Here is a 19,011-nt window from a genome sequence, read left to right as displayed (position 1 = left end):
GCCGAAAAATCGCGTCGCCATAGCGTCAAAATGCGGAAAAAGAAAGTCAGGCGGAACGCCCGAACTTTTCACCGGCTTTTTGTAGCACCGCAAAGACGTGATCGAGCTGATCTGCATCAAGGCAATAGGGCGGCATCAGATAGATGGTGTTTCCCAGCGGCCGCAGCAAGAGGCCGTTTTCATGGGCAAAGGCGCGCAGCCGCGGGGCGACGTCGGAAAGATAGCCGGCGTCCGGTGTGATCAGGTCGATGGCGGCGATGGCGCCCAAGCGGCGCGGTCGGGCGAAGGCGGGATGCGCGGCGAGCGTTTCGAGTCGCTGTGCCATGCCCTGGCCGAGTGCTGCAACGCGGCCCAGCACATCCTCCTGCCGCCAGATGGCGAGATTGGCTGCGGCGGCGGCGCAGGCGATGGCATTGGCTGTATAGCTGCTCGAATGATAGAAGAGGCGGGCGCGGTCTGTGGACTTGTGCGCGTCGAAGATGCGCGGTGTGGCGAGGGTAGCGGCGAGCGGGATTGCGCCGCCGGTGATCCCCTTCGCCACCGCCATGATGTCGGGCACCACGCCGGCCTGTTCGCAGGCGAAGAGGGTGCCGGTGCGGCCCCAGCCGGTCATGACCTCGTCGGCGATGAAGAGGACGTCGTGGCGGGCGCAGATCGCCGCCATGTCGCGCAGGACGGCGGCCGGGTAGATCAGCATGCCCCCGGCGCCCAGGACCAGGGGCTCGACGATGAAGGCGGCTGGCCCCTGCGCGCAGGCGGCCTCCAGCGCGTCGAGCGTCGCCTGTTCCTTGCCCTCATGGGGAAAGGGGATGGTGTCGACATCGAACAACAGCGGCGACCAGGCGGCGTTATAGACGCCGCGTTCGCCCACCGACATGGTGCCGATGGTATCGCCATGATAGCTGTGCTGGAGGACGAGGATGCGGTGGCGCGGCTCGGCAAGGCCGTCCAGCGCGCGGTTGTGCCAGTAGCCGAGCGCCATTTTCAGCGCCACCTCGACCGCGGTCGAGCCACTGTCGGAGAAGAAGACATGGGCGAGCGGATCGCGACCGGCAGCCTTGGGCGCCAGTTCGACCAGTCCGCGCGCCACCTCTTCCGCCGGTTCATGGGTGTAGCCGGCGAAGATAAGCTGGTCGAGCCGCCCCGCCTGCTGAGCGATCGCCGCGGCGATGCGGGGATCGCAATGGCCGTGCGTCGTTACCCACCAGCTGGATATGCAGTCGATCAACGTGCGGCCATCGGCCAGATGCAGCAAGGCCCCCTCCGCCCGGTGGACGAGGGGGATCGGCTCTTTCAGGCCATGCTGGAAAAAGGGGTGCCAGACAGGGGAGGTCATGGCCGCTGTCTAGAGCCTTTTCGCGCTGGGCGAAAAGGCTCTGTCTCCCGATGCGGCATTTTGGTTTGGCCAGCCCCGCAGGTCAGCCTGAAAATGCTGCGGGGCCGATGACGTCCATCCCGTGCAATGTCCCGCTTACTGGGCCGGCGGCGCTGCAGGCGAGGCGGGAGCCGCGTCCGTCGCTGGCGCCGCCGGAGCGGCGGGCTGTGCCGGAGCCGCAGCCTGGATCTTCTGCTGAAGCGCGGGGTCAGCCGCGGCTGCCTGGCCGATCTGGTTGAATTTTTCCGGCGGCATGCCCGATGCCTGGAGCGCGGCCAGCATCTTGGGCTGCTTTTCGGCTTCGGCGATGGACGTATCCTGCTGAATCTTCGTCACCTCGACCGCCGCGGCGGCGAACTGCTTGATTTCGGCATCGCTGAAACTGCTTGACCCTGCGGCTGGCGCAGCCGGGGTTGCCGGCGTGGCGGGAGCAGCAGGCGCAGCGGCATCCTGAGCCAGCGCCGGACCCGCAACGGCCAGTGCGATCGAAGCCATGCCGCTCTTCAGAATGATCGATTTCAGATCCGTCAAATTTCTTCTCCTCAAACTTAGCCAGACTTTGAACGCCAAGCTGAGGAAGAGGTTGTCCGGATTAAAGGGCGATCCGACAAACTGTTGCATTTAAGAGACGGTCAACAAATAAAACGCGGTTAATCGTCGATGTGTCACGATTCACCGCCCGGCATATTTGTTACGACAGGAAAACGAAAACGGGGCCGGAATCATCCGCCGGCCCCTGTTCCCGTCCTTACCAGATCTTCACGCGATCTTGCGGCGCAAGATAGATCTTGCCGCCCGGTTGCGGCTTGAAGGCCGTATACCATTGATCGAAATTGCGGACCGTGTCGGCGCGATATTGTGACGGCGAATGCGGATCGGTGACGAGCCGCTGGCGCAGATTGGGTTCGCGATAATTGCGGCGCCAGACCTGCGCCCAGCCCAGGAAGAAGCGTTCGTCGCCGGTCGTGCCGTCGATCACCGGCGCGGGCTTGCCGCCCAGCGAGGCGTGATAGGCATCGAGCGCCACGGCGACCCCGGCCAGGTCGCCAATATTCTCGCCCAGCGTGAAGGCGCCCTTCACATGCGCGCCGGGAAAGGGTTCATAGGCGTCATATTGCTTGACCAGCTTGTCGGTCAGCGCCTTGAAATTGGCGACGTCCTGATCGCTCCACCACTGGTTGAGCTTGCCCGTCTCGTCATATTTCGCGCCCTGATCGTCGAAATGATGGCTGAGTTCATGGCCGATCACCGCGCCGATGCCGCCATAATTGACTGCCGGGTCGGCATGGGGATCGAAGAAGGGCGGTTGCAGGATCGCGGCCGGGAAGACGATCTCCACCATGCCGAAATTGGCATAGGCGTTGATCTCCATCGGGGTCATGCCCCATTCCCAGCGATAGATGGGCTTGCCGAGCTTGCCCATCTGATAGTCGAATTCGAACTGGTTGGAGCGCAGCGCATTGCCGAACAGGTCGTCGCGCCTGATCGTCAGGCCCGCATAATCGCGCCATTTGTCCGGATAGCCGATCTTGGGCGTGAAGGCGGCGAGTTTCTTGTGGGCGCGGGCCTTGGCGGCGTCGCTCATCCAGCTGAGGCCGTCGATGCGGCGGCCCATGGCGGCGATCACGTTCCGGACGAGCTGGTCCATCGCCGCCTTGGTTTCGGGCGGGAAATATTTGGCGACATAGACCTTGCCCACTTCCTCGCCCATGGAGGATTTGAGGAAGTCGACCGCCTGCTTCCACCGGGCCTCGCGTTCCGGCGTGCCCGACAGGGTGGTGCCGTAAAAGGCGAAATTCTCATTGGCGATGGCGTCGGGCAACTGGTCGGCATAGCCATGCAGCGTGCGCAGCAGCAGCGCGTCCCTGAGGACGCCGACCGGCGCCTTGGCGATCAGCGCGGCTTCGCCGGCGACGGCGCTGGGCTGGGACACCAGCAATTCCTTGGGCGCGAGCTTGTTGGCGGCGAAATAGGCGGTGAAGTCGAAGCCCGGCGCGGCCTTTTGCAGCTCCGCCAGGGTCATCTTGTTATAGGTCTTGTCGGCGTCGCGACTGTCGACCTGGGTCCAGTGGACCCTGGCGATTTCGGTTTCGAAGGCCATCAGCGCGGCGGCGCGGGCCTTGGCATCGGCTTCTCCGGCCAGGGTCAGCATCTTTTCCAGATGCGCGACATAGGCGGTGCGGATCGCCGCCATCTTGGCGTCGGGTTCCAGGTAGAAGTCGCGGTCAGGCAGGCCAAGGCCCGACTGGTGCAGGACCAGGATGTAGGTTTCGGGATCCTTGTCGTCCTGGTTGACGTAGAAGCCGAGGGGGCCGTCAATCCCCGCGCGCGCGGCTTCGGCGGCGAGCCTGGCATAGGCTGCCTTGTCCTTGACCGCCCTGATCCTGTCGATCCATGGCCGGACGGGGGACAGGCCCTTCTTTTCGACGGTCGCGGCGTCGAGATAGCTGGCATAGGCATTGCCGATCTTGCTGCCGGGGTCCGCCTGCGCAGCTTCGAGAATGCCTCTGGTCCGCTCGCGCGACAGGTCGTCCAGCGTGTTGAAGGCGCCGTAATTGGACTTGTCCGCCGGGATGGGCGTGTTCTTCGCCCATGTGCCGTTGGCATAGTCGTAGAAATCGTCGCCGGGCTTCACCGACTTGTCCATGCCGGCACTATCGAAGCCATAGCTGCCATAGGTCGGTTTTGCGGCGGGGTCGGTCTGGGCGACGGACGCGCCGCCCACCAGCGCAACTGCCGCCGCGCCGAGGAGAATATATCGCATAAAAGCTTTCCCTTGCTTTCTGGCCGGGACGCTTGTGGGCGCCCCTTGATGGCGGGGAGTTGAACGCCCGGGGGCGGCCATGTCCATGTCGTTGGTCGAAAAATCCGGCTTGCTCGCGGCTTTGGTCGCGGGAAGCAGGATGTGCTTCAGGGCAGATTTATGGACTTGAAGGCGGTCTTCAGCGTTCCCGCATCCAGCGGATCGATATAGGGCAAGCGGCCGAGGCTGCGCACCTTTCCCAATAAAGGAATGATCCGCTCATTCTCTGCATGCGCGTCGCCGATGAATGCGATGCCGGCAATGGGAATCGCCCGCGTGCGCAGGGCCTCTATGCTGAGCAGGCTGTGGTTGATCGTGCCCAGCCCCGTCCGCGCGCACAGGATCACCGGCAGGCCCCAAAGTGCGAACAGGTCGATCATCAGCAGCGATTCGCTGACCGGGACCATCAGGCCGCCTGCCCCCTCGACCACCAGCGTGCCGTCCACCTTCGGCAGGGCGAGCCGCTCAGCCGTGATTGCGATCCCGTCGATCCGCGCCGCCAGATGGGGCGAGGCGGGAGTGGTCAGGCGATAGGCCTCCGGCAGGATATGGGAGGGGGGCAGGCCCGACAGGGCGGCCACCCGCTCCTTGTCCCCCTCAGGATCGACGCCCGCCTGCACCGGCTTCCAATAATGAGCGCCAAGCGCACCCGCCAGCCCTGCGGCGAAGACGGTCTTGCCGATGTCGGTATCGGTGCCGGTGACGATGAAGCCGTTCACGCCGCCACCCGCCTCAGCGTTTCCCCCAGGGCGGCGATGTCGGCGCGTCCCACGTTCAGCGTCAGCGAGATGCGCAGCCGGCTGGTGCCCGGCGGCACGGTGGGTGGACGGATGCCGCGCACGTCGAAGCCGGCCTGCTGCAGGGCGGCGGCGGCGGCCATGGCGCGGCGGTCCTCGCCCAATATGATCGGCACGATCTGGCTGCGCGGGGCTGGCAGGCCGAGCGGCGCGCAGATATTTTCGCTTGCGTCGACCATCAGTGTCTTCAACCTTTCGCGCAGGTCGCCCGCCTGCTTGATCCGGTCCAGCGCGGCGGAGGCCGCCACCGCCATGAGTGGCGAGGGCGCCGTCGAGAAGATGAAGGCGCGCGCCCGGTTGATGAGATAGTCGACCAGAATGCGCGGTCCGCAGATCAGCGCGCCCTCCACGCCCATCGCCTTCCCGCAGGTGTGCAGTGTGACGACATTGTGCAGCCCGTCCAGCCCGGAGGACAGCCCGCGTCCGGATGGGCCGAAGACGCCCGTGCCATGGGCTTCGTCCAGGATCAGCATGGCGTCATGCTTCGCCGCCAGCGCCGCGAGGTCGCTGAGCGGCGCCAAGTCGCCATCCATCGAGTAGAGCGTTTCGACCGCGATCCACACGCGCCCCTTGCCGCCCTCCAGCCGCCAGGCGGCAATCAGGTCGGCAAAGCTCTGTACATCATTGTGGCGGGCGAAGACGGCGACGGCCTTCGACATGCGGAGGCCGTCATGGACGCTGGCATGGATCAGCTCGTCCACGACGATCAGGTCGCCGCGCTGCGGCAGGGTGGAGAACAGCGCGAGATTGGCGGCGAAGCCGTTGGCCATGAACAGCGCCGCCGGGGTACGGAAGAAATCGGCGGCCTCCGCCTCCAGCCCTTCATGTTCGGGCGCATTGCCGCGCAGCAGGCGCGACCCGCCCGATCCCACCGGCACGCCGCGCGCCACCGCATCAGCCACCGCCTGACCGATGATCGGATCGCCCGCAAGGCCCAGATAATCGTTCGAGGCAAAGTCCCGCCCGGCGCGAGGGGTGAGGCTGCGCAGGCGGCCGCGCCTCTCCAGCGCGGCGAGCTGCGAGCGGAAGGGTTCGCTGGTCATGGCGCGGCCTATAGGCCTGCCACGCGGGGGCGGGCAAGCCCGACCGCCGATCCGCCGGTTCGCTCCGGCTGTGGACGGGACGGGGCGAGGGGGGGGCGGCCGACGTTCCGGTTCGGTCCGGGCAAAGCGTGCTCCCGCCTGCGCAGGAGCACATGCCGATCAATGGCAATCAATGGCCAGGACAGGCCCCATGTCGCAGATCAGAAGGAAAAGCCCAGCGAGAAGGAGGCGACATTGTCATTGCTGTCGTCGGCGCCCGGCCGGAAACCGTGCTGGTGAAGATAGCCGATCTCCGCATTCACATTCTTCGCGATCGGGGTGGTGATGGCGATCTGGTTGCGCATCCGCTCCTCCCCCTGGACCCGCTGGAAATTGGTGGTGTTGAAATCGATGAAACTTTCATGGCTGAGCACCAGCGCGGTCTTGCCGCCTTCCCTGAACGGCAGCACATATTTGACATAGGGACGCAGCCGCCAGGCCGTGCCGTCGATCCCTTCGCGCCAGCGTTCCTCCAGCCGCAGGCGGGCGCTGAGCTGGCCGGGTCCGATCTTCACGATATTGTCGAAGGTCACCTGCTGCCGCCCGCGATGCTCCATCACCGCGAAATCGCCGGCATTATAATTGGGGTCGTGGGTATAGCCGGCCCAGACCGTCACCTTCTTGCCGATCTTGTAGCCGATCAGCGAATTCATCTCGACCTCGTACAGCCCGTCGCGATCGTTGCTGAAGCGGGCGACGACCTCCTGCGAGAAACGCCAGTGATCGCTCAGCTTCACCGTCGCGCTGGCGGTGGTCCAGAGTTGTTCGTCCTCGCTGGCGTGGGCCACGGCCGGAGCAGCCAGCAGGGCGAGCGCGGGCAGCAGCTTGCAGGTCAGTCGCATGATCAATTCTCCCCTCCGCCAGGCTGGCGAACGAGGGCCCACTATGACCATTGCGTTACAGTCTTGTGACTATGATATTTCTAATTTGTGACTTTCTGGCCTGCGCGGGATGGCGCGTGCGCCTGGTCAGGCCGGATTATGCTCCTTCAGAAAGGCGTCCATGCGCTGGAGAAAGTCCAGCCGATCCGCCTGGCGGGAAAAGAAATGGTCGGCCAGCGGCTGTTCAACATAGATATAGTCGCGCCCGGCGATTTTACCTGCTGCCTTCAGTTTCTCCGCCATTTCGCGTGACTGACTCACCTGTACCCGCCGATCCTTCCTGCCATGCATCAGCAGGATAGGTGTGGACAATTGCCCCGCGAAGTTAATCGGAGAAACGGAAGCAAAATCGGGCGCCTGTTGCTTCATCCAATCCTTCCGCGTGCCATGATTGAGGAAGCGGCCGTCATAGCGCATCATCGCCGAAAGGTCGGAGACCCCTGCATAAGAAATGGCGCAACGATAGCGACCGCCATCGCGCTGCGCCCCGCGCATCGCCGCATAGCCGCCATAGGACGCGCCGACGATGCAGACCCGTTTCGCATCGGCGATTCCCTCCTTCACCGCCCAGTCGACCGCGTCGTTGAGGTCGTCCTGCATGGCAAGGCCCCATTGCCCCTCCCCTTTTTCCGCAAGGGCGGTACCATAACCGGAGGAGCCCCGATAATTGGGCTGCAGCACCGCATAGCCGCGATAGGCCAGGAACTGCACCCACCAGTCCCATTCTTCGCTGTCGCGCGCAAAGGGGCCGCCATGCGGCATCAGGATCAACGGCAGATTTTTTGGGTCCCTGCCTGCTGGCAGGGTCAGCACCGCAGTGATCTCCAGCCCGTCGCGGGCCTTGTAACGAATCGTCCTGACAGGCGAGAGATGGATGCCGGGACCGAAATTCTGGCTGATCTTCGACAGGCTGCTCATCACGCCGGCGGAGGTGTCGTAATAATAATAGGTTCCCGGCTGGTCCGCGCTGCCGACGTGCACGATCATGCGCTGATGGTCCCGGCTGGCGGACACGATGCGGGCGCGACGCTGGGCGCCGACCGCCTTGTCGATATCGGCCTGAATCTTCGCCAGCCCCTCATCGAACCAGTGGACTTCCGGGCCGTCGGCCGTATAGCGCACCCCGGCAAGGCCCGTACCAGCCGTATCGCGCTCTATCCCGTCGATGTCGAAACCGGGTGCGGCGAAGATCTTCTTCCCCAATTCCAGTCTGGTCAGATCATATTCGTACAGGGCATTGGTGCCTTCATGGTCGTCACTGGCGATCGCCTTGCCGGGATCGGCGGTGAAAAGCATCGGCACGACCATGGATTCGTCGCGTCGGCGGTTGGCCCGGTCGATCACCCGGAAGTTCGAGCGCCCATCGTCACGATAGAGAAGCTTCGCCATCCGCGTCGTATCTTCATAGCCGACCCCCATGCGCACCGCGCCGGTCGCATCGGCATACCATGACATGACATTCCGGCGCGGCTGCACCACCGGGCGCATCCTTCCGTTGGTGACGTCCACCTCGTCAACCTGCGGCCAGAAACCGGCTTCATCGTCGTAGATGGATGACTGATAGGCCAGCAGGATGCGAGGGCTGCCATCGCTGGCAACCCATATGACGTCGTCGCCATTCTGCGCCGCCACATTCTTGGCCAGTATGTTGATCTTCGACCCGTCTCGTTTGATGCTGGCGACGCGGCTGATCGACCAAGGCATGCCCTGCACGCTGGTTTCGCTGCCTATGCCGGCAATCAGCCAGTCGTCATTGACCCAGCGCCACCAGTTCAGGTCGTTTTCTCCCAAGGACAGCGTGCGAACACGGTTGGGCTCGTCTGCGATGGAAGCGATCATCAGCAGCAGCTCGCCGTTGCGTGCCACCCTGGCAGCCAGGTGCATCCCATTGGGCGAGAGTTGCGGTTCCACCATCATCGGCAGTTCGGCAAAGGCCTCGACCGGCCATTCCTTGCGCGGCGCGGGTGCCGTCTCGGCTCTGGCGGACACGCAAAGCTGCGCGAGCAGGACGCCCGCGACGACAGAAAACCCCCTCAATCTTTCCCCCGTAAAATAATGGCCCCGCCTTTCTATAAGGCGGGGCCATTTTCCTGTCTTTCCATTTTTATCGGGTGATTTATGCGCCGTGTGCGAGGGCGGCCAGCAGCAGCAGGGCGACGATGTTGGTGATCTTGATCATCGGATTGACGGCCGGGCCGGCCGTGTCCTTGTAGGGATCGCCCACCGTGTCGCCGGTCACGGCAGCCTTGTGGGCTTCGCTGCCCTTGCCGCCATGATGGCCATCCTCGATATATTTCTTCGCATTGTCCCAGGCGCCGCCGCCCGAGGTCATGGAAAGGGCCACGAACAGGCCGGACACGATGACGCCCAGCAGCAGCGCGCCCAGGGCCGCAAAGCCGTTGGGCGTGCCAGCCACGGCCGAGATCGCGAAATAGACGACGATCGGCGCCAGCACCGGCAGCAGGCTGGGGATGACCATCTCCTTGATCGCGGCGCGGGTGACGAGGTCCACCGTCCGGGCATAATCGGGCCGCGACGTGCCCTCCATGATGCCCTTGTTGGTGGCGAACTGGTCGCGCACGTCCTTGACCACGTCGCCCGCGGCACGGCCCACCGCGGTCATGCCCATGGCGCCAAACAGATAGGGCAGCAGCGCGCCCAGCAGCAGGCCGACGATGACATAGGGGTTGGAGAGGCTGAAATCGACCGGCTCGGTGAGGCCGAGCGCGCTGTTGTAGAATTTCAGATCCTCCGTATAGGCGCCGAACAGCACCAGCGCGGCAAGGCCGGCCGAACCGATGGCATAGCCCTTCGTCACCGCCTTCGTGGTGTTGCCCACCGCGTCGAGGGCGTCGGTCTTGACCCGGACGCTGTCGTCGAGATGCGACATTTCCGCAATGCCGCCCGCATTGTCGGTGACAGGGCCATAGGCGTCGAGCGCGACGACCATGCCTGCCAGCGCCAGCATGGCGGTTGCGGCGAAGGCGATGCCGATCAGGCCCGCAAGCTGGTAGGCGACGATGATGCCGATCACGATCACCAGCGTCGGCAGGGCCGTCGCCTCCAGGCTGATGGCCAGCCCCTGGATGACGTTGGTGCCATGGCCGGTTTCCGACGCGCGGGCGATGCTGCGCACCGGGCGATAGTTGGTGCCGGTATAATATTCGGTGATCCACACGATCAGGCCCGTGACCGCGAGGCCGACCATCATCGACCAGAACAACGCCATACCGCTATAGCCGCCCGCGCCGTCCAGATCGGTCCCGAAACGGGCGTTGAGGTCGCCCAGCGCGAAGTGCGTCACGGCATAGAGCGCCGGGATGGACAGGATCGCGGTGGTCCAGAAGCCCTTGTACAGCGCGCCCATGATCGACTGGCTCGCGCCCAGCCGCACCATGTAGGTGCCGATGATCGAGGTGATGATGCATACCCCGCCGACGATCAGCGGCAGCGACATCAGGCGCATCAGGAATGCGTTGTCGACCCCCGTCACCAGCAGCGCGGTCAGCACCATGGTCGCGCCCACCGTCACCACATAGGTTTCGAACAGATCGGCCGCCATGCCTGCGCAGTCGCCGACATTGTCGCCCACATTGTCCGCGATGACGGCGGGGTTGCGGGGGTCATCCTCCGGAATGCCGGCTTCCACCTTGCCGACCAGGTCCGCGCCGACGTCGGCCGCCTTGGTGAAGATGCCGCCGCCTAGGCGCGCGAAGATGGAGATGAGGCTGGCGCCGAAGGCCAGCGCGATGAGGGAGTCGATCACCATCCGGTCGTCGGGCGCATGGCCTGCGGGTCCGGTCAGATACCAGAAGAAGACACTGATCGCGAGCAAGGCCAGTCCCGCGACCAGCATGCCGGTGATGGCCCCTGCCCGGAAGGCGACGGTCAGCCCGCTTTGCAGCGTGTCGCGTGCGGCCTCCGCCGTGCGGACATTGGCGCGCACGGAGATGTTCATGCCGATGAAGCCGGCCGCGCCGGACAGGATCGCCCCGATCAGGAAGCCGACCGCCGACGTCGCGCCGAGGAAGAAGAAGACCAGCGCCGCGACGACGACGCCGACCATGCCGATGGTGGTATATTGCCGGCCGAGATAGGCCTTCGCCCCCTCCTGAATCGCGCCGGCAATCTGTTGCATGGTTTCATTGCCGGCGGACGCCGCCAGCACCTGTCTACTGGTGATGAGGCCGTAGAGCACGGCCAGCAGGCCGCACCCTATGGCAATCGTGACAATCTGCATGGATGTTCCTCTCCCCCTGTTATGCCTGTCATCGGCCGCTCCGCAGGGAATGACGGGCGGGCGAAGGGCGTAAGGGCGGGCGGCCGGAACATGCGCTTCCGGCATCGGGCACCGCGTCAATCAGCATCGTAGCTCACGCATATCATGCGGTCCTACCGGGCTGAGAAAGGTCGGTCGTGAAGCTACATGGCCGACGGCGTGCGTCAACCCGTTACGATGTTAAGGCAAATCAACGCCGATCAGCCATGTTCCCAGCCCAGACGGTCGGGAAGCGGGATCGTCACGCCGTCTATTGTCAGCGTCAGGCCCTTGCCCTTCGTGAAACGGCCGACGGGTATGGCGCGCACGGGCGGCCTGGCCGCGGCGGGCAGGGCAAAGAGCAGTTCATAATCATCCCCCGCCCGCGCCGCCGCGAGATGGACGGCGTTGCTGGCCCCGCGCGCAGCCTCCAGCGCCGGGGAGAGCGGGACATGGTCGATGGTGACCGCCAGCCCGCTTGCCTGCGCCATGCGGGAAGCGTCGATCAGCAGACCGTCGGATATGTCCATCATGGCGTGGACATGATGGGCGAGCAGCGCCCCTTCGGCGAGGCGCGGGCGTGGGCGGCGATAGGCCTCCACCAGCGGTCCCGACGCGCCGGCCATGGACCGCAGCAGGTCCAGCCCGACCCCTGCATCGCCCACCGGGCCTGTCAGATAGAGCCGGTCGCCCGCCTTCGCGCCGCCACGCATCGGAACCGGGCCCGTGGCCTCGCCCAGCGCGGTCAGGCTGTAGCTGCGCGGCGCGCCCCTGGGCATCTGCACCGTGTCGCCGCCCAGCAAGGGCATGGCATGGCGGCCCAGAGCCTCGCCCAGCCCTTCCAGAAAGGCCGCGTCCCAATCCTCGTCGCCCGAAAGTGCATAGTTGAGCAGGCAGCCAAGCGGCCTTGCGCCCTTGGCGGCGAGGTCGGAAAGGTTCACCGCCGCCAGCTTCCAGCCGATATCGGCGGGCGGGTCGGTGGGGAGATAATGCACGCCCTCCACCATGGTGTCGCTGGTGAGGATCAGGCGCGCGTCGCCGAATTCGAGCACTGCCACATCATCCTGCAGGCCCCGGGCGGCGGGATCGTTCGCCAGCAGGCGGAGCAGGGTGAGGAAACGGGATTCAGCGGACATGACCGGACCTTATCCTCCGAGCTTGCCATGCCCGCCGATCGGCCGAGGATGGAGCGGACCTATTTCCGCACATCCTTCGCCACGGCGTCCAGCAGGCCGTTCACGAAACCCGCCTCTCGCTTGTCGTAGAAGGCGTGCGCGACATCGACATATTCGCTGATAACCGTGCCGGTCGCCACATCCTGGCGGGCGATCAGCTCATAGGTGCCGGCGCGCAGGATCTGCCGCATCGGCTTGTCGAGCCGTTCCAGGCTCCAGCCCTTGGAGAGGCGCGCCACGACCAGCCCGTCAATCTCCTCCCGCCGCCGGTCGACGCCCTGCACGATATCGTCGAAAAAGCTCTCCTCCGCCTGCGCATAGGTGACATCCTCTATGGTGGCGCCCAGGCGATGCTGGTGGAATTCATGCAGCAACAGTTGGAGCGGCGTGCCCTCCATCTCAAGCTGGTAGAGCGCCTGGACCGCGGCGAGGCGCGCAGCGGAGCGAGATCTGGAGCGGTCGTTCATATTCTTTCCATAACGGTTCGGGCCGGACCTGTCGAAGCCCTTTGCCCGACGCGGCGAGGGACAGGCTTCGGCAGGGTGCGGGCGGGGCTATTCCAATCTCAGCGCCACCGATGCCGCATGCGCGGGAAGTCCCTCCGCCTGCGCCAGGGCGACGGCGGCAGGGCCGATGGCGTCGATGGCCTTCCGGTCGAGGCTGAGGAAGCTGGTCCGCTTCATGAAGTCGAGCACCGACAGACCGGAGGAGAAGCGCGCGCGCCGCCCGGTCGGTAGCACATGGTTCGGGCCGGCGATATAATCGCCCACCGCTTCGGGCGTCATTCGGCCGAGGAAGACGGATCCGGCATGGCGCACCTGACCGAACAGGGCGTCGGGATCGTCCACGGCGAGCTCCAGATGCTCGGCGGCGAGGCGGTCGACCAGCGGCATGGCCTCTTCCAGGTCGCGCACGACGATGATCGCGCCATTGGCGTTCCAGCTCGTCCGGGCGACGGCCTCCGTTGCCAGCCGGGGCAGCGCCCGTTCGACCGCCGCCGCGACCGCATCGGCGAAGGCGCCGTCGTCGGTGAACAGGATCGACTGGCTGGTCGGGTCATGTTCCGACTGGCTGAGCAGGTCGGCGGCGATCCAGTCGGCATCATTCTTCCCGTCAGCGACCACGACGATTTCCGACGGGCCGGCCACCATGTCGATGCCGACGACGCCGTATAGCTGGCGCTTCGCCTCCGCCACCCAGGCATTGCCGGGGCCGGTGATGACGTCGACCGGCCGGATCCGGTCCGTGCCATAAGCGAGCGCCGCCACCGCCTGCGCGCCGCCGACGCGCCAGATTTCCTCGATCCCCGCGATGGAGGCTGCTGCGAGCACGAGCGGGTTGATCTCGCCATTGGGGGTCGGCGTTACCATGGCGATGCGCGACACGCCCGCCACCCTGGCCGGGATTACGTTCATCAGCAGCGAACTGGGATAGGCGGCCCGCCCGCCGGGCACATAGAGCCCCGCCGCATCGACGGCGTTCCAGCGCGCGCCCAGGCGGACGCCCGCGGCATCGACGCCGTCGCTGTCCTGCGGCTTCTGCTTCTCATGATAGGCCGCGATGCGCGCCGCCGCGAGTTCCAGGGCATCGCGCAGTCCGGTCGAAAGCCCGTCCAGCGCCGCCCGGCATTCGGCCGGCGTCACCGACCAGCCGCTGATGTCCAAGTCGTGCCGGTCGAAGCGGCTGGTATAATCGGCCAGGGCCGCATCGCCCTCTGCCCGGACCCGCTTCAGGATCGCGGTCACGTCGCGCGACACATCCTCATCGGCTTCCCGCCGGGCGTCGACCAGCGCGGTGAAAGCGGCGGCGAAATCCGCGTTGCGGCTGTCGAGCCTAAGCGGCATCCTGCACCCCCACAGCCTTGCGGAAGGCTTCCACCAGCGGCGTCAGTTCCGCCGAGCGCATCTTGAACGCGGCGCGATTGACGATCAGCCGCGCCGACACCTGCATGATGACATTGGTTTCTACCAGCCCGTTGGCCTTGAGCGTCGCGCCCGAGGATACAAGGTCCACGATCCGGCGCGACAGGCCCAGCGACGGCGCGAGTTCCATCGCCCCGTTCAGCTTCACGCATTCGGCCTGGATGCCCCGCGCCTCATAATATTTGCGCGTCAGATGGGGATATTTGGTCGCGACGCGCACATGGCTCATCGCCGCTTCGTCCTCGTCGGCCAGTCCCATGGGCTCCGCAACCGACAGGCGGCAATGGCCCATGTCCAGGTCCACCGGCGCGTAGATTTCCGAATAGTCGAATTCTTCCAGCACGTCCGACCCGACAATGCCGATCTGCGCCGCGCCATGCGCCACGAAGGTCGCGACATCGAAAGCGCGCACGCGGATGATCGATACGTCCGGCCGGCTGGTGCCGAAACGGAGGGCGCGGCTCTTCTTGTCATGGAATTCCGCCTCCGGCTCGATACCGGCTTTGGCAAGCAGGGGCAGAACCTCATCGAGGATGCGTCCCTTGGGAATGGCGAAGGTGAGCGGACGAGTCATGACAGGCCGCCCTTAGTTGGCGGGGCGAAAAAGGGCAAGGTCGCTGGCAAATCCCGAACCCTGCGCGCGTGCGGGAGGGACCGGGATCACGCCGCCGTTGCGAGCGCCGCTTCGGTCGCCGCGATCCAGCCGCCCCCCAGCACCCGATCGCCCGCATAGAGCACCGCCGCCTGTCCCGGCGCGACGCCATATTCAGGGGCGTCGAAGACCAGCCGATCACCCTCCAGCCGCGCCGGAACCGGCCTGGCCATGGAACGTACCTTGGCGGAGAGCGGCCCGGCGAAGTCCCCGCCCAGCCAGTTGATGTCGGAAAGCCGCGCCGCCGACACCGCCAGCGCCGCCTTCGGCCCGACGATGACGCGCCGCCCTTCGGCATCCAGTCGCACGACATAGAGTGGTTCGGCCTGTCCGCCGATCTCCAGCCCCTTGCGCTGGCCGACGGTGTAATGGATCATCCCCTTGTGTCTGCCAAGCAGGCGGCCGTCGACATGGACAATGTCGCCGCCCTCGTCGGCATCGGGGCGCAGCTTGCGGACGATCTTCGCATAATCGCCGTCGGGCACGAAGCAGATGTCCTGGCTGTCGGGCTTCATCGCCACCGACAGGCCGAGTTCGGCCGCGATCTCCCGCACCTGGGGCTTGGGCAGGCCGCCGAGCGGAAAGCGAAGATAGTCGAGCTGCGCCTGAGTCGTGGCGAAGAGAAAATAGCTCTGGTCCCGCGCGGGATCGGCGGCGCGATGCAGTTCGGCCCCCTGCGCGCCCTCGATCCGGCGGACATAATGGCCGGTGGCGAGGCAGTCGGCGCCCAGGTCGCGCGCGATCTGGAACAGGTCCGTGAACTTCACCCCCATATTGCATTTGACGCAGGGAATGGGGGTGCGCCCGGCCATATATTCGTCGGCAAAGTCCGAAATCACCGAATCACGAAAACGGCTTTCATAATCAAAGACATAATGCGCAATGCCGATTCGGTCGGCGACGGCGCGGGCATCGCGTATGTCCTGCCCGGCGCAGCAGCTTCCGGTACGTCCCACCGCCGCGCCATGATCATAGAGCTGGAGCGTGACGCCGATGGTTTCCGCGCCCGTGCGCGCGGCAAGGGCGGCAACGACGCTGCTGTCCACGCCGCCGGACATGGCGACGACGATACGCCGCGCATCGAGCGGGTCCTGGAGATCGAACCGGGCAGGCGGGAACTGGGAATGCATGGGCGCGCATATAGTCGCCCGCCCTTCGGGGTGCCAGACGGATTCAACGCTTCGTCGCAACCATCCCCATTTTGGGGACAAGTTTACCGGACCTTATCCTTTATTCCGTAAATCACTCACCCATGGATCTGGGATTCCTTCGGACGAGCGGGCTCAAGGCCGGCTTCGTCAAGCCTTCTGGCCGGCGGCGCGTGCCGGTCTGGCCGTCCTTGCGGGCCGCTTCGGCGGCAGCGCAGGCGGCCAGCCCCACCGCGCAGGCGGTCGCAGGCATCCTGCGGGGGCAGGAAATCGAGGGCGACTGGGTGCAGGAACTGGCCGATATCCTCGCGCCACGTTCCAGCGGCAATATCGAGGCCGTGGGGCTCGCGGGCAGCTTTAACCCGTTGATCGCGAACCTTTTAAGGGTGGGGCAAGGAAGATGAAGGGGGCGTTTACCGTGGCGCTTTAGGGCCTGTTCAGGGCTTGCAGCGCAAACAGGGAAGCACTGCTGAAATCGGCAACGCCAGTGCCGCATATTGAGGGTGATAATGATCGAAAACCAGAAAATCAGACCTGCACAGGTCGTCGGGCCGCTAGGAGAACCCCTGACTCTGGAAAGCCTTCCCCCCGTCGACACGACGCGCTGGGTCGTGCGCCGCAAGGCGGAGGTCGTGGCGGCCGTGAATGGCGGACTGCTGACGGTGGATGAAGCCTGCGCGCGCTATTCGCTGACGCTGGAGGAATTCGCCAGCTGGCAGCGGGCCGTCGACCGTTCAGGCATGCACGGCCTGCGCGTGACGCGCATCCAATATTACAAGTCCCTCTACGAACGGCAGCAGAAATACTGATCAAGCCATTACGGCAATAGAGGGTCGCAACAAGGCCGCCGGATCTGGCATCCGGCGGCCTTCTTCTTTGTCAAGGGGTGAAAGGGAACGTAACGCCGACTTCTCCGTTGAACAGATCAGCCCACCCGAAAGGGGCTATGGTCCAAGGAGAGTGAGATATGGGCATCATCTTGTGGCTCGTTGTCGGCGGCGTCATCGGCTGGCTTGCCAGCATGGTCATGCGGACCGACGCACAACAGGGCATCCTGCTGAACATCGTCGTCGGCATTGTCGGCGCGTTCATCGGCGGCCTGATCTTCAGCGGTGGTTCGATCAATGACGGTCTAACGCTTTACAGCTTCCTGGTGTCGCTGGTCGGCGCGATCATCCTGCTCGCGATCGTCAATCTGGTGCGGCGCGGTTCGGTCCGCTAAAACAGCACCATGCATGAACAAAAGGGCCGTGCCCCCGCAAGGGCGCGGCCTTTTTCTGCGGGTCAGCCCCGTCCGGCGAAGAAGGAATAGAGCGCGAGCACGCCGATCGACCCCAGCACCGCGGCGATGAAGCTCGCCTGCTCTCCGGGCGCATAGACGCCCAGCAGCCGCCCGACATAGCCCGCCAGCAGGGCGCCGGCGATGCCCAGCAATATGGTCAGCACGCAGCCGCCCGGATGGCGTCCGGGCATGACCAGTCGCGCGATGGCGCCCGCGAACAGGCCGACCATGATCCATCCGAGCAATTCCATCGCCGCCCTCCAGCCGCTATAGCATGCATTGCGCCACAGTCGGGCTGTTTTGGCAAGGGGCCCATTTGGCAGGGAGTCCAGCGCCGGGACGGGTTTCGCGCAGCCTGGGAGCGCCGTCGCAATGGGGGCTTGAGCCGGGTGATGTATTCATATAATACAGCAACCCGAACGGCGCCTATGGCCGAAAGATGGGTTCAGGATGAATTACGAGACTTCCTTGGTCGGCGATGCCCCGGCACATGTTCTTGGCGAGCAGGAGGAGCGCTCCGGCTGGCGCCGGCGGCTGACGATCGGTGCCATTGTCGCGATCATCCTGATTGCGATCGCCACATGGGTCAGCATGCATAGCAAGGGCGCCGATGCGCCGGCCAGTGCGGCGCAGGCGCCCGTCGTGACGGTGATCAGCCCCGGCCGGTCGACCGTATCGAACAGTGTCAGCGCGACGGGATCGCTCGCGGCGCGGGTGGAAATGCCGGTCGGCGTGGTTGGGGAAGGCGGCGCGGTGACGCGCGTGCTGGTCCAGCCGGGCGACTGGGTGCGCGCCGGCCAGGTGCTGGCGACGGTAGAGCGCTCCGTCCAGACCGAGCAGGTCCGGTCGCTCGCCGCGCAGGTGGAGGTCAACCGCGCCGACGCCAAGCTGGCGCAGGCCCAGCTCGACCGCGCCAAGACTCTGGTCGCGCGGGGCTTCATCAGCCAGGCCGATATCGATCAGCGGACCGCGACCCGTGATGCCGCCAATGCCCGCGTCAACGTCGCGGTCGCGCAACTGGCCGAGCAGCGCGCCCGTACCGGCCGGCTGGACATTCGCGCTCCCGCCGCCGGACTGGTGCTGACCCGCGCGGTGGAACCCGGCCAGATCGTGAGCGCGGGCAGCGCCGTATTGTTCCGCATGGCGAAGGACGGGGAGATGGAAATGCTCGCCCAGCTCAGCGAAGGCGATCTGGCGACCATTCGTCCGGGCAACGGCGCCACGGTGACCCCGGTCGGCGGCACGGCGCAATTTGCCGGGCGTGTGTGGCAGGTGTCGCCCGTCGTCGACAACCAGACGCGGCAGGGCATCGCCCGTATCGCCATCCCCTATAATCCGGCGATCCGTCCGGGCGGCTTTGCCTCCGCCACGATCGTGAGCGGCACCGGCTATGCGCCGATGCTGCCGGAATCGGCGGTGCAGAGCGATGAGAAGGGCAATTATGTCTATGTCGTCAACGGCCGCGACGAAGTGCAGAGGCGCGACGTCAAGATCGGTCAGGTGACCGATGTCGGGGTGGCGATCCTGAACGGCCTCAATGGCGACGAACGCATCGTGGCTTCGGCGGGCGCCTTCCTGACGCCGGGGCAGAAGGTGAAGCCCGAGGTCAGCAGGTCGAAATGAAGCGGCGGGACGC

At 65.4% G+C, this 19,011-nt stretch carries 18 protein-coding genes; 4 read left to right on the top strand and 14 right to left on the bottom strand.

Annotated elements, in window-relative coordinates:
• Nucleotides 1–46: 46 nt before the first annotated feature.
• The 13 genes from MRBLMC3_RS08730 to mnmA form a co-directional block, all read right to left on the bottom strand.
• Complete coding sequence (locus MRBLMC3_RS08730; RefSeq protein ID WP_363752771.1) at nt 47–1,336, bottom strand: adenosylmethionine--8-amino-7-oxononanoate transaminase; 1,290 nt, start codon at nt 1,334–1,336, stop codon at nt 47–49.
• Nucleotides 1,337–1,471: 135 nt separating this feature from the next.
• Nucleotides 1,472–1,870 (bottom strand): DUF4168 domain-containing protein, encoded by a 399-nt coding sequence (locus MRBLMC3_RS08725; RefSeq protein WP_414714635.1) that lies wholly within the window; start codon nt 1,868–1,870, stop codon nt 1,472–1,474.
• 253 nt (nt 1,871–2,123) lie between these two features.
• Entirely contained in the window at nt 2,124–4,139 is a 2,016-nt protein-coding gene (locus MRBLMC3_RS08720; protein ID WP_363827705.1) for a M13 family metallopeptidase, read from the bottom strand.
• A gap of 146 nt (nt 4,140–4,285) precedes the next feature.
• Entirely contained in the window at nt 4,286–4,897 is a 612-nt protein-coding gene (gene bioD, locus MRBLMC3_RS08715) for a dethiobiotin synthase (protein WP_363827701.1), read from the bottom strand.
• Nucleotides 4,894–6,018 carry an 8-amino-7-oxononanoate synthase gene (locus MRBLMC3_RS08710; RefSeq protein ID WP_363827699.1) on the bottom strand — a complete coding sequence of 375 codons (1,125 nt, stop codon included), beginning with the start codon at nt 6,016–6,018 and terminating at the stop codon, nt 4,894–4,896. Before MRBLMC3_RS08710 ends, bioD begins: the two co-directional genes overlap by 4 nt.
• A 200-nt stretch (nt 6,019–6,218) precedes the next feature.
• Complete coding sequence (locus tag MRBLMC3_RS08705) at nt 6,219–6,899, bottom strand: DUF2490 domain-containing protein (protein ID WP_363827696.1); 681 nt, start codon at nt 6,897–6,899, stop codon at nt 6,219–6,221.
• Between the two features lie 126 nt (nt 6,900–7,025).
• A complete protein-coding gene (locus tag MRBLMC3_RS08700; protein ID WP_363737493.1) occupies nt 7,026–8,975 on the bottom strand; it encodes an alpha/beta hydrolase family protein in 1,950 nt (649 codons plus the stop codon).
• Between the two features lie 79 nt (nt 8,976–9,054).
• Nucleotides 9,055–11,178: a sodium-translocating pyrophosphatase gene (locus MRBLMC3_RS08695; RefSeq protein WP_363827694.1), complete on the bottom strand. Its 2,124-nt coding sequence runs from the start codon at nt 11,176–11,178 to the stop codon at nt 9,055–9,057.
• A 239-nt stretch (nt 11,179–11,417) separates the two neighbouring features.
• The gene (gene thiL, locus MRBLMC3_RS08690; protein WP_363827691.1) at nt 11,418–12,332 is read right to left on the bottom strand and encodes a thiamine-phosphate kinase; all 915 of its coding nucleotides are present in this window, start codon (nt 12,330–12,332) and stop codon (nt 11,418–11,420) included.
• A gap of 59 nt (nt 12,333–12,391) precedes the next feature.
• A complete protein-coding gene (gene nusB / locus MRBLMC3_RS08685; RefSeq protein ID WP_133652460.1) occupies nt 12,392–12,838 on the bottom strand; it encodes a transcription antitermination factor NusB in 447 nt (148 codons plus the stop codon).
• An 87-nt stretch (nt 12,839–12,925) separates the two neighbouring features.
• Nucleotides 12,926–14,215: a histidinol dehydrogenase gene (gene hisD / locus MRBLMC3_RS08680; RefSeq protein ID WP_363827688.1), complete on the bottom strand. Its 1,290-nt coding sequence runs from the start codon at nt 14,213–14,215 to the stop codon at nt 12,926–12,928.
• Complete coding sequence (hisG, locus tag MRBLMC3_RS08675) at nt 14,205–14,867, bottom strand: ATP phosphoribosyltransferase (protein ID WP_363737497.1); 663 nt, start codon at nt 14,865–14,867, stop codon at nt 14,205–14,207. Before hisG ends, hisD begins: the two co-directional genes overlap by 11 nt.
• A gap of 86 nt (nt 14,868–14,953) precedes the next feature.
• Nucleotides 14,954–16,075, bottom strand: coding sequence for a tRNA 2-thiouridine(34) synthase MnmA (gene mnmA, locus MRBLMC3_RS08670; RefSeq protein WP_363737498.1), 1,122 nt, complete (start codon nt 16,073–16,075; stop codon nt 14,954–14,956).
• 122 nt (nt 16,076–16,197) lie between these two features.
• Here mnmA and MRBLMC3_RS08665 point away from each other — a divergent pair, with 122 nt between their 5' ends.
• The 3 genes from MRBLMC3_RS08665 (at nt 16,198) to MRBLMC3_RS08655 (ending at nt 17,315) form a co-directional block, all read left to right on the top strand.
• A complete protein-coding gene (locus MRBLMC3_RS08665; RefSeq protein WP_363737499.1) occupies nt 16,198–16,497 on the top strand; it encodes a hypothetical protein in 300 nt (99 codons plus the stop codon).
• Nucleotides 16,498–16,602: 105 nt separating this feature from the next.
• The gene (locus MRBLMC3_RS08660) at nt 16,603–16,902 is read left to right on the top strand and encodes a DUF1153 domain-containing protein (protein ID WP_007687284.1); all 300 of its coding nucleotides are present in this window, start codon (nt 16,603–16,605) and stop codon (nt 16,900–16,902) included.
• Nucleotides 16,903–17,060: 158 nt separating this feature from the next.
• Nucleotides 17,061–17,315 (top strand): GlsB/YeaQ/YmgE family stress response membrane protein, encoded by a 255-nt coding sequence (locus tag MRBLMC3_RS08655; protein WP_013848281.1) that lies wholly within the window; start codon nt 17,061–17,063, stop codon nt 17,313–17,315.
• A 62-nt stretch (nt 17,316–17,377) separates the two neighbouring features.
• Here MRBLMC3_RS08655 and MRBLMC3_RS08650 read toward each other — a convergent pair whose 3' ends face one another.
• On the bottom strand, nt 17,378–17,626 hold the full coding sequence (locus MRBLMC3_RS08650) for a GlsB/YeaQ/YmgE family stress response membrane protein (protein WP_363737500.1): 249 nt from the start codon (nt 17,624–17,626) through the stop codon (nt 17,378–17,380).
• A gap of 199 nt (nt 17,627–17,825) precedes the next feature.
• Between MRBLMC3_RS08650 and MRBLMC3_RS08645 the strand changes: the two genes are divergently transcribed.
• On the top strand, nt 17,826–18,998 hold the full coding sequence (locus MRBLMC3_RS08645; protein ID WP_363752775.1) for an efflux RND transporter periplasmic adaptor subunit: 1,173 nt from the start codon (nt 17,826–17,828) through the stop codon (nt 18,996–18,998).
• Nucleotides 18,999–19,011: the final 13 nt, after the last annotated feature.

It is taken from the genome of Sphingobium sp. LMC3-1-1.1 (assembly GCF_040676285.1).
GTDB lineage: Bacteria > Pseudomonadota > Alphaproteobacteria > Sphingomonadales > Sphingomonadaceae > Sphingobium.
Note: the sequence above shows the minus strand (reverse complement) of the source record. Positions and strands in the feature narration are given on the sequence as shown.

Coding starts and splice junctions, on each gene's coding strand:
- MRBLMC3_RS08730 (WP_363752771.1), bottom strand. CDS start 1,336: ATGACCTCCCCTGTCTGGCACCCCTTTTTCCAGCATGGCCTGAAAGAG.
- MRBLMC3_RS08725 (WP_414714635.1), bottom strand. CDS start 1,870: ATGGCTTCGATCGCACTGGCCGTTGCGGGTCCGGCGCTGGCTCAGGAT.
- MRBLMC3_RS08720 (WP_363827705.1), bottom strand. CDS start 4,139: ATGCGATATATTCTCCTCGGCGCGGCGGCAGTTGCGCTGGTGGGCGGC.
- MRBLMC3_RS08710 (WP_363827699.1), bottom strand. CDS start 6,018: ATGACCAGCGAACCCTTCCGCTCGCAGCTCGCCGCGCTGGAGAGGCGC.
- MRBLMC3_RS08705 (WP_363827696.1), bottom strand. CDS start 6,899: ATGCGACTGACCTGCAAGCTGCTGCCCGCGCTCGCCCTGCTGGCTGCT.
- MRBLMC3_RS08695 (WP_363827694.1), bottom strand. CDS start 11,178: ATGCAGATTGTCACGATTGCCATAGGGTGCGGCCTGCTGGCCGTGCTC.
- thiL (WP_363827691.1), bottom strand. CDS start 12,332: ATGTCCGCTGAATCCCGTTTCCTCACCCTGCTCCGCCTGCTGGCGAAC.
- nusB (WP_133652460.1), bottom strand. CDS start 12,838: ATGAACGACCGCTCCAGATCTCGCTCCGCTGCGCGCCTCGCCGCGGTC.
- hisD (WP_363827688.1), bottom strand. CDS start 14,215: ATGCCGCTTAGGCTCGACAGCCGCAACGCGGATTTCGCCGCCGCTTTC.
- hisG (WP_363737497.1), bottom strand. CDS start 14,867: ATGACTCGTCCGCTCACCTTCGCCATTCCCAAGGGACGCATCCTCGAT.
- mnmA (WP_363737498.1), bottom strand. CDS start 16,075: ATGCATTCCCAGTTCCCGCCTGCCCGGTTCGATCTCCAGGACCCGCTC.
- MRBLMC3_RS08665 (WP_363737499.1), top strand. CDS start 16,198: ATGGATCTGGGATTCCTTCGGACGAGCGGGCTCAAGGCCGGCTTCGTC.
- MRBLMC3_RS08660 (WP_007687284.1), top strand. CDS start 16,603: ATGATCGAAAACCAGAAAATCAGACCTGCACAGGTCGTCGGGCCGCTA.
- MRBLMC3_RS08655 (WP_013848281.1), top strand. CDS start 17,061: ATGGGCATCATCTTGTGGCTCGTTGTCGGCGGCGTCATCGGCTGGCTT.
- MRBLMC3_RS08650 (WP_363737500.1), bottom strand. CDS start 17,626: ATGGAATTGCTCGGATGGATCATGGTCGGCCTGTTCGCGGGCGCCATC.
- MRBLMC3_RS08645 (WP_363752775.1), top strand. CDS start 17,826: ATGAATTACGAGACTTCCTTGGTCGGCGATGCCCCGGCACATGTTCTT.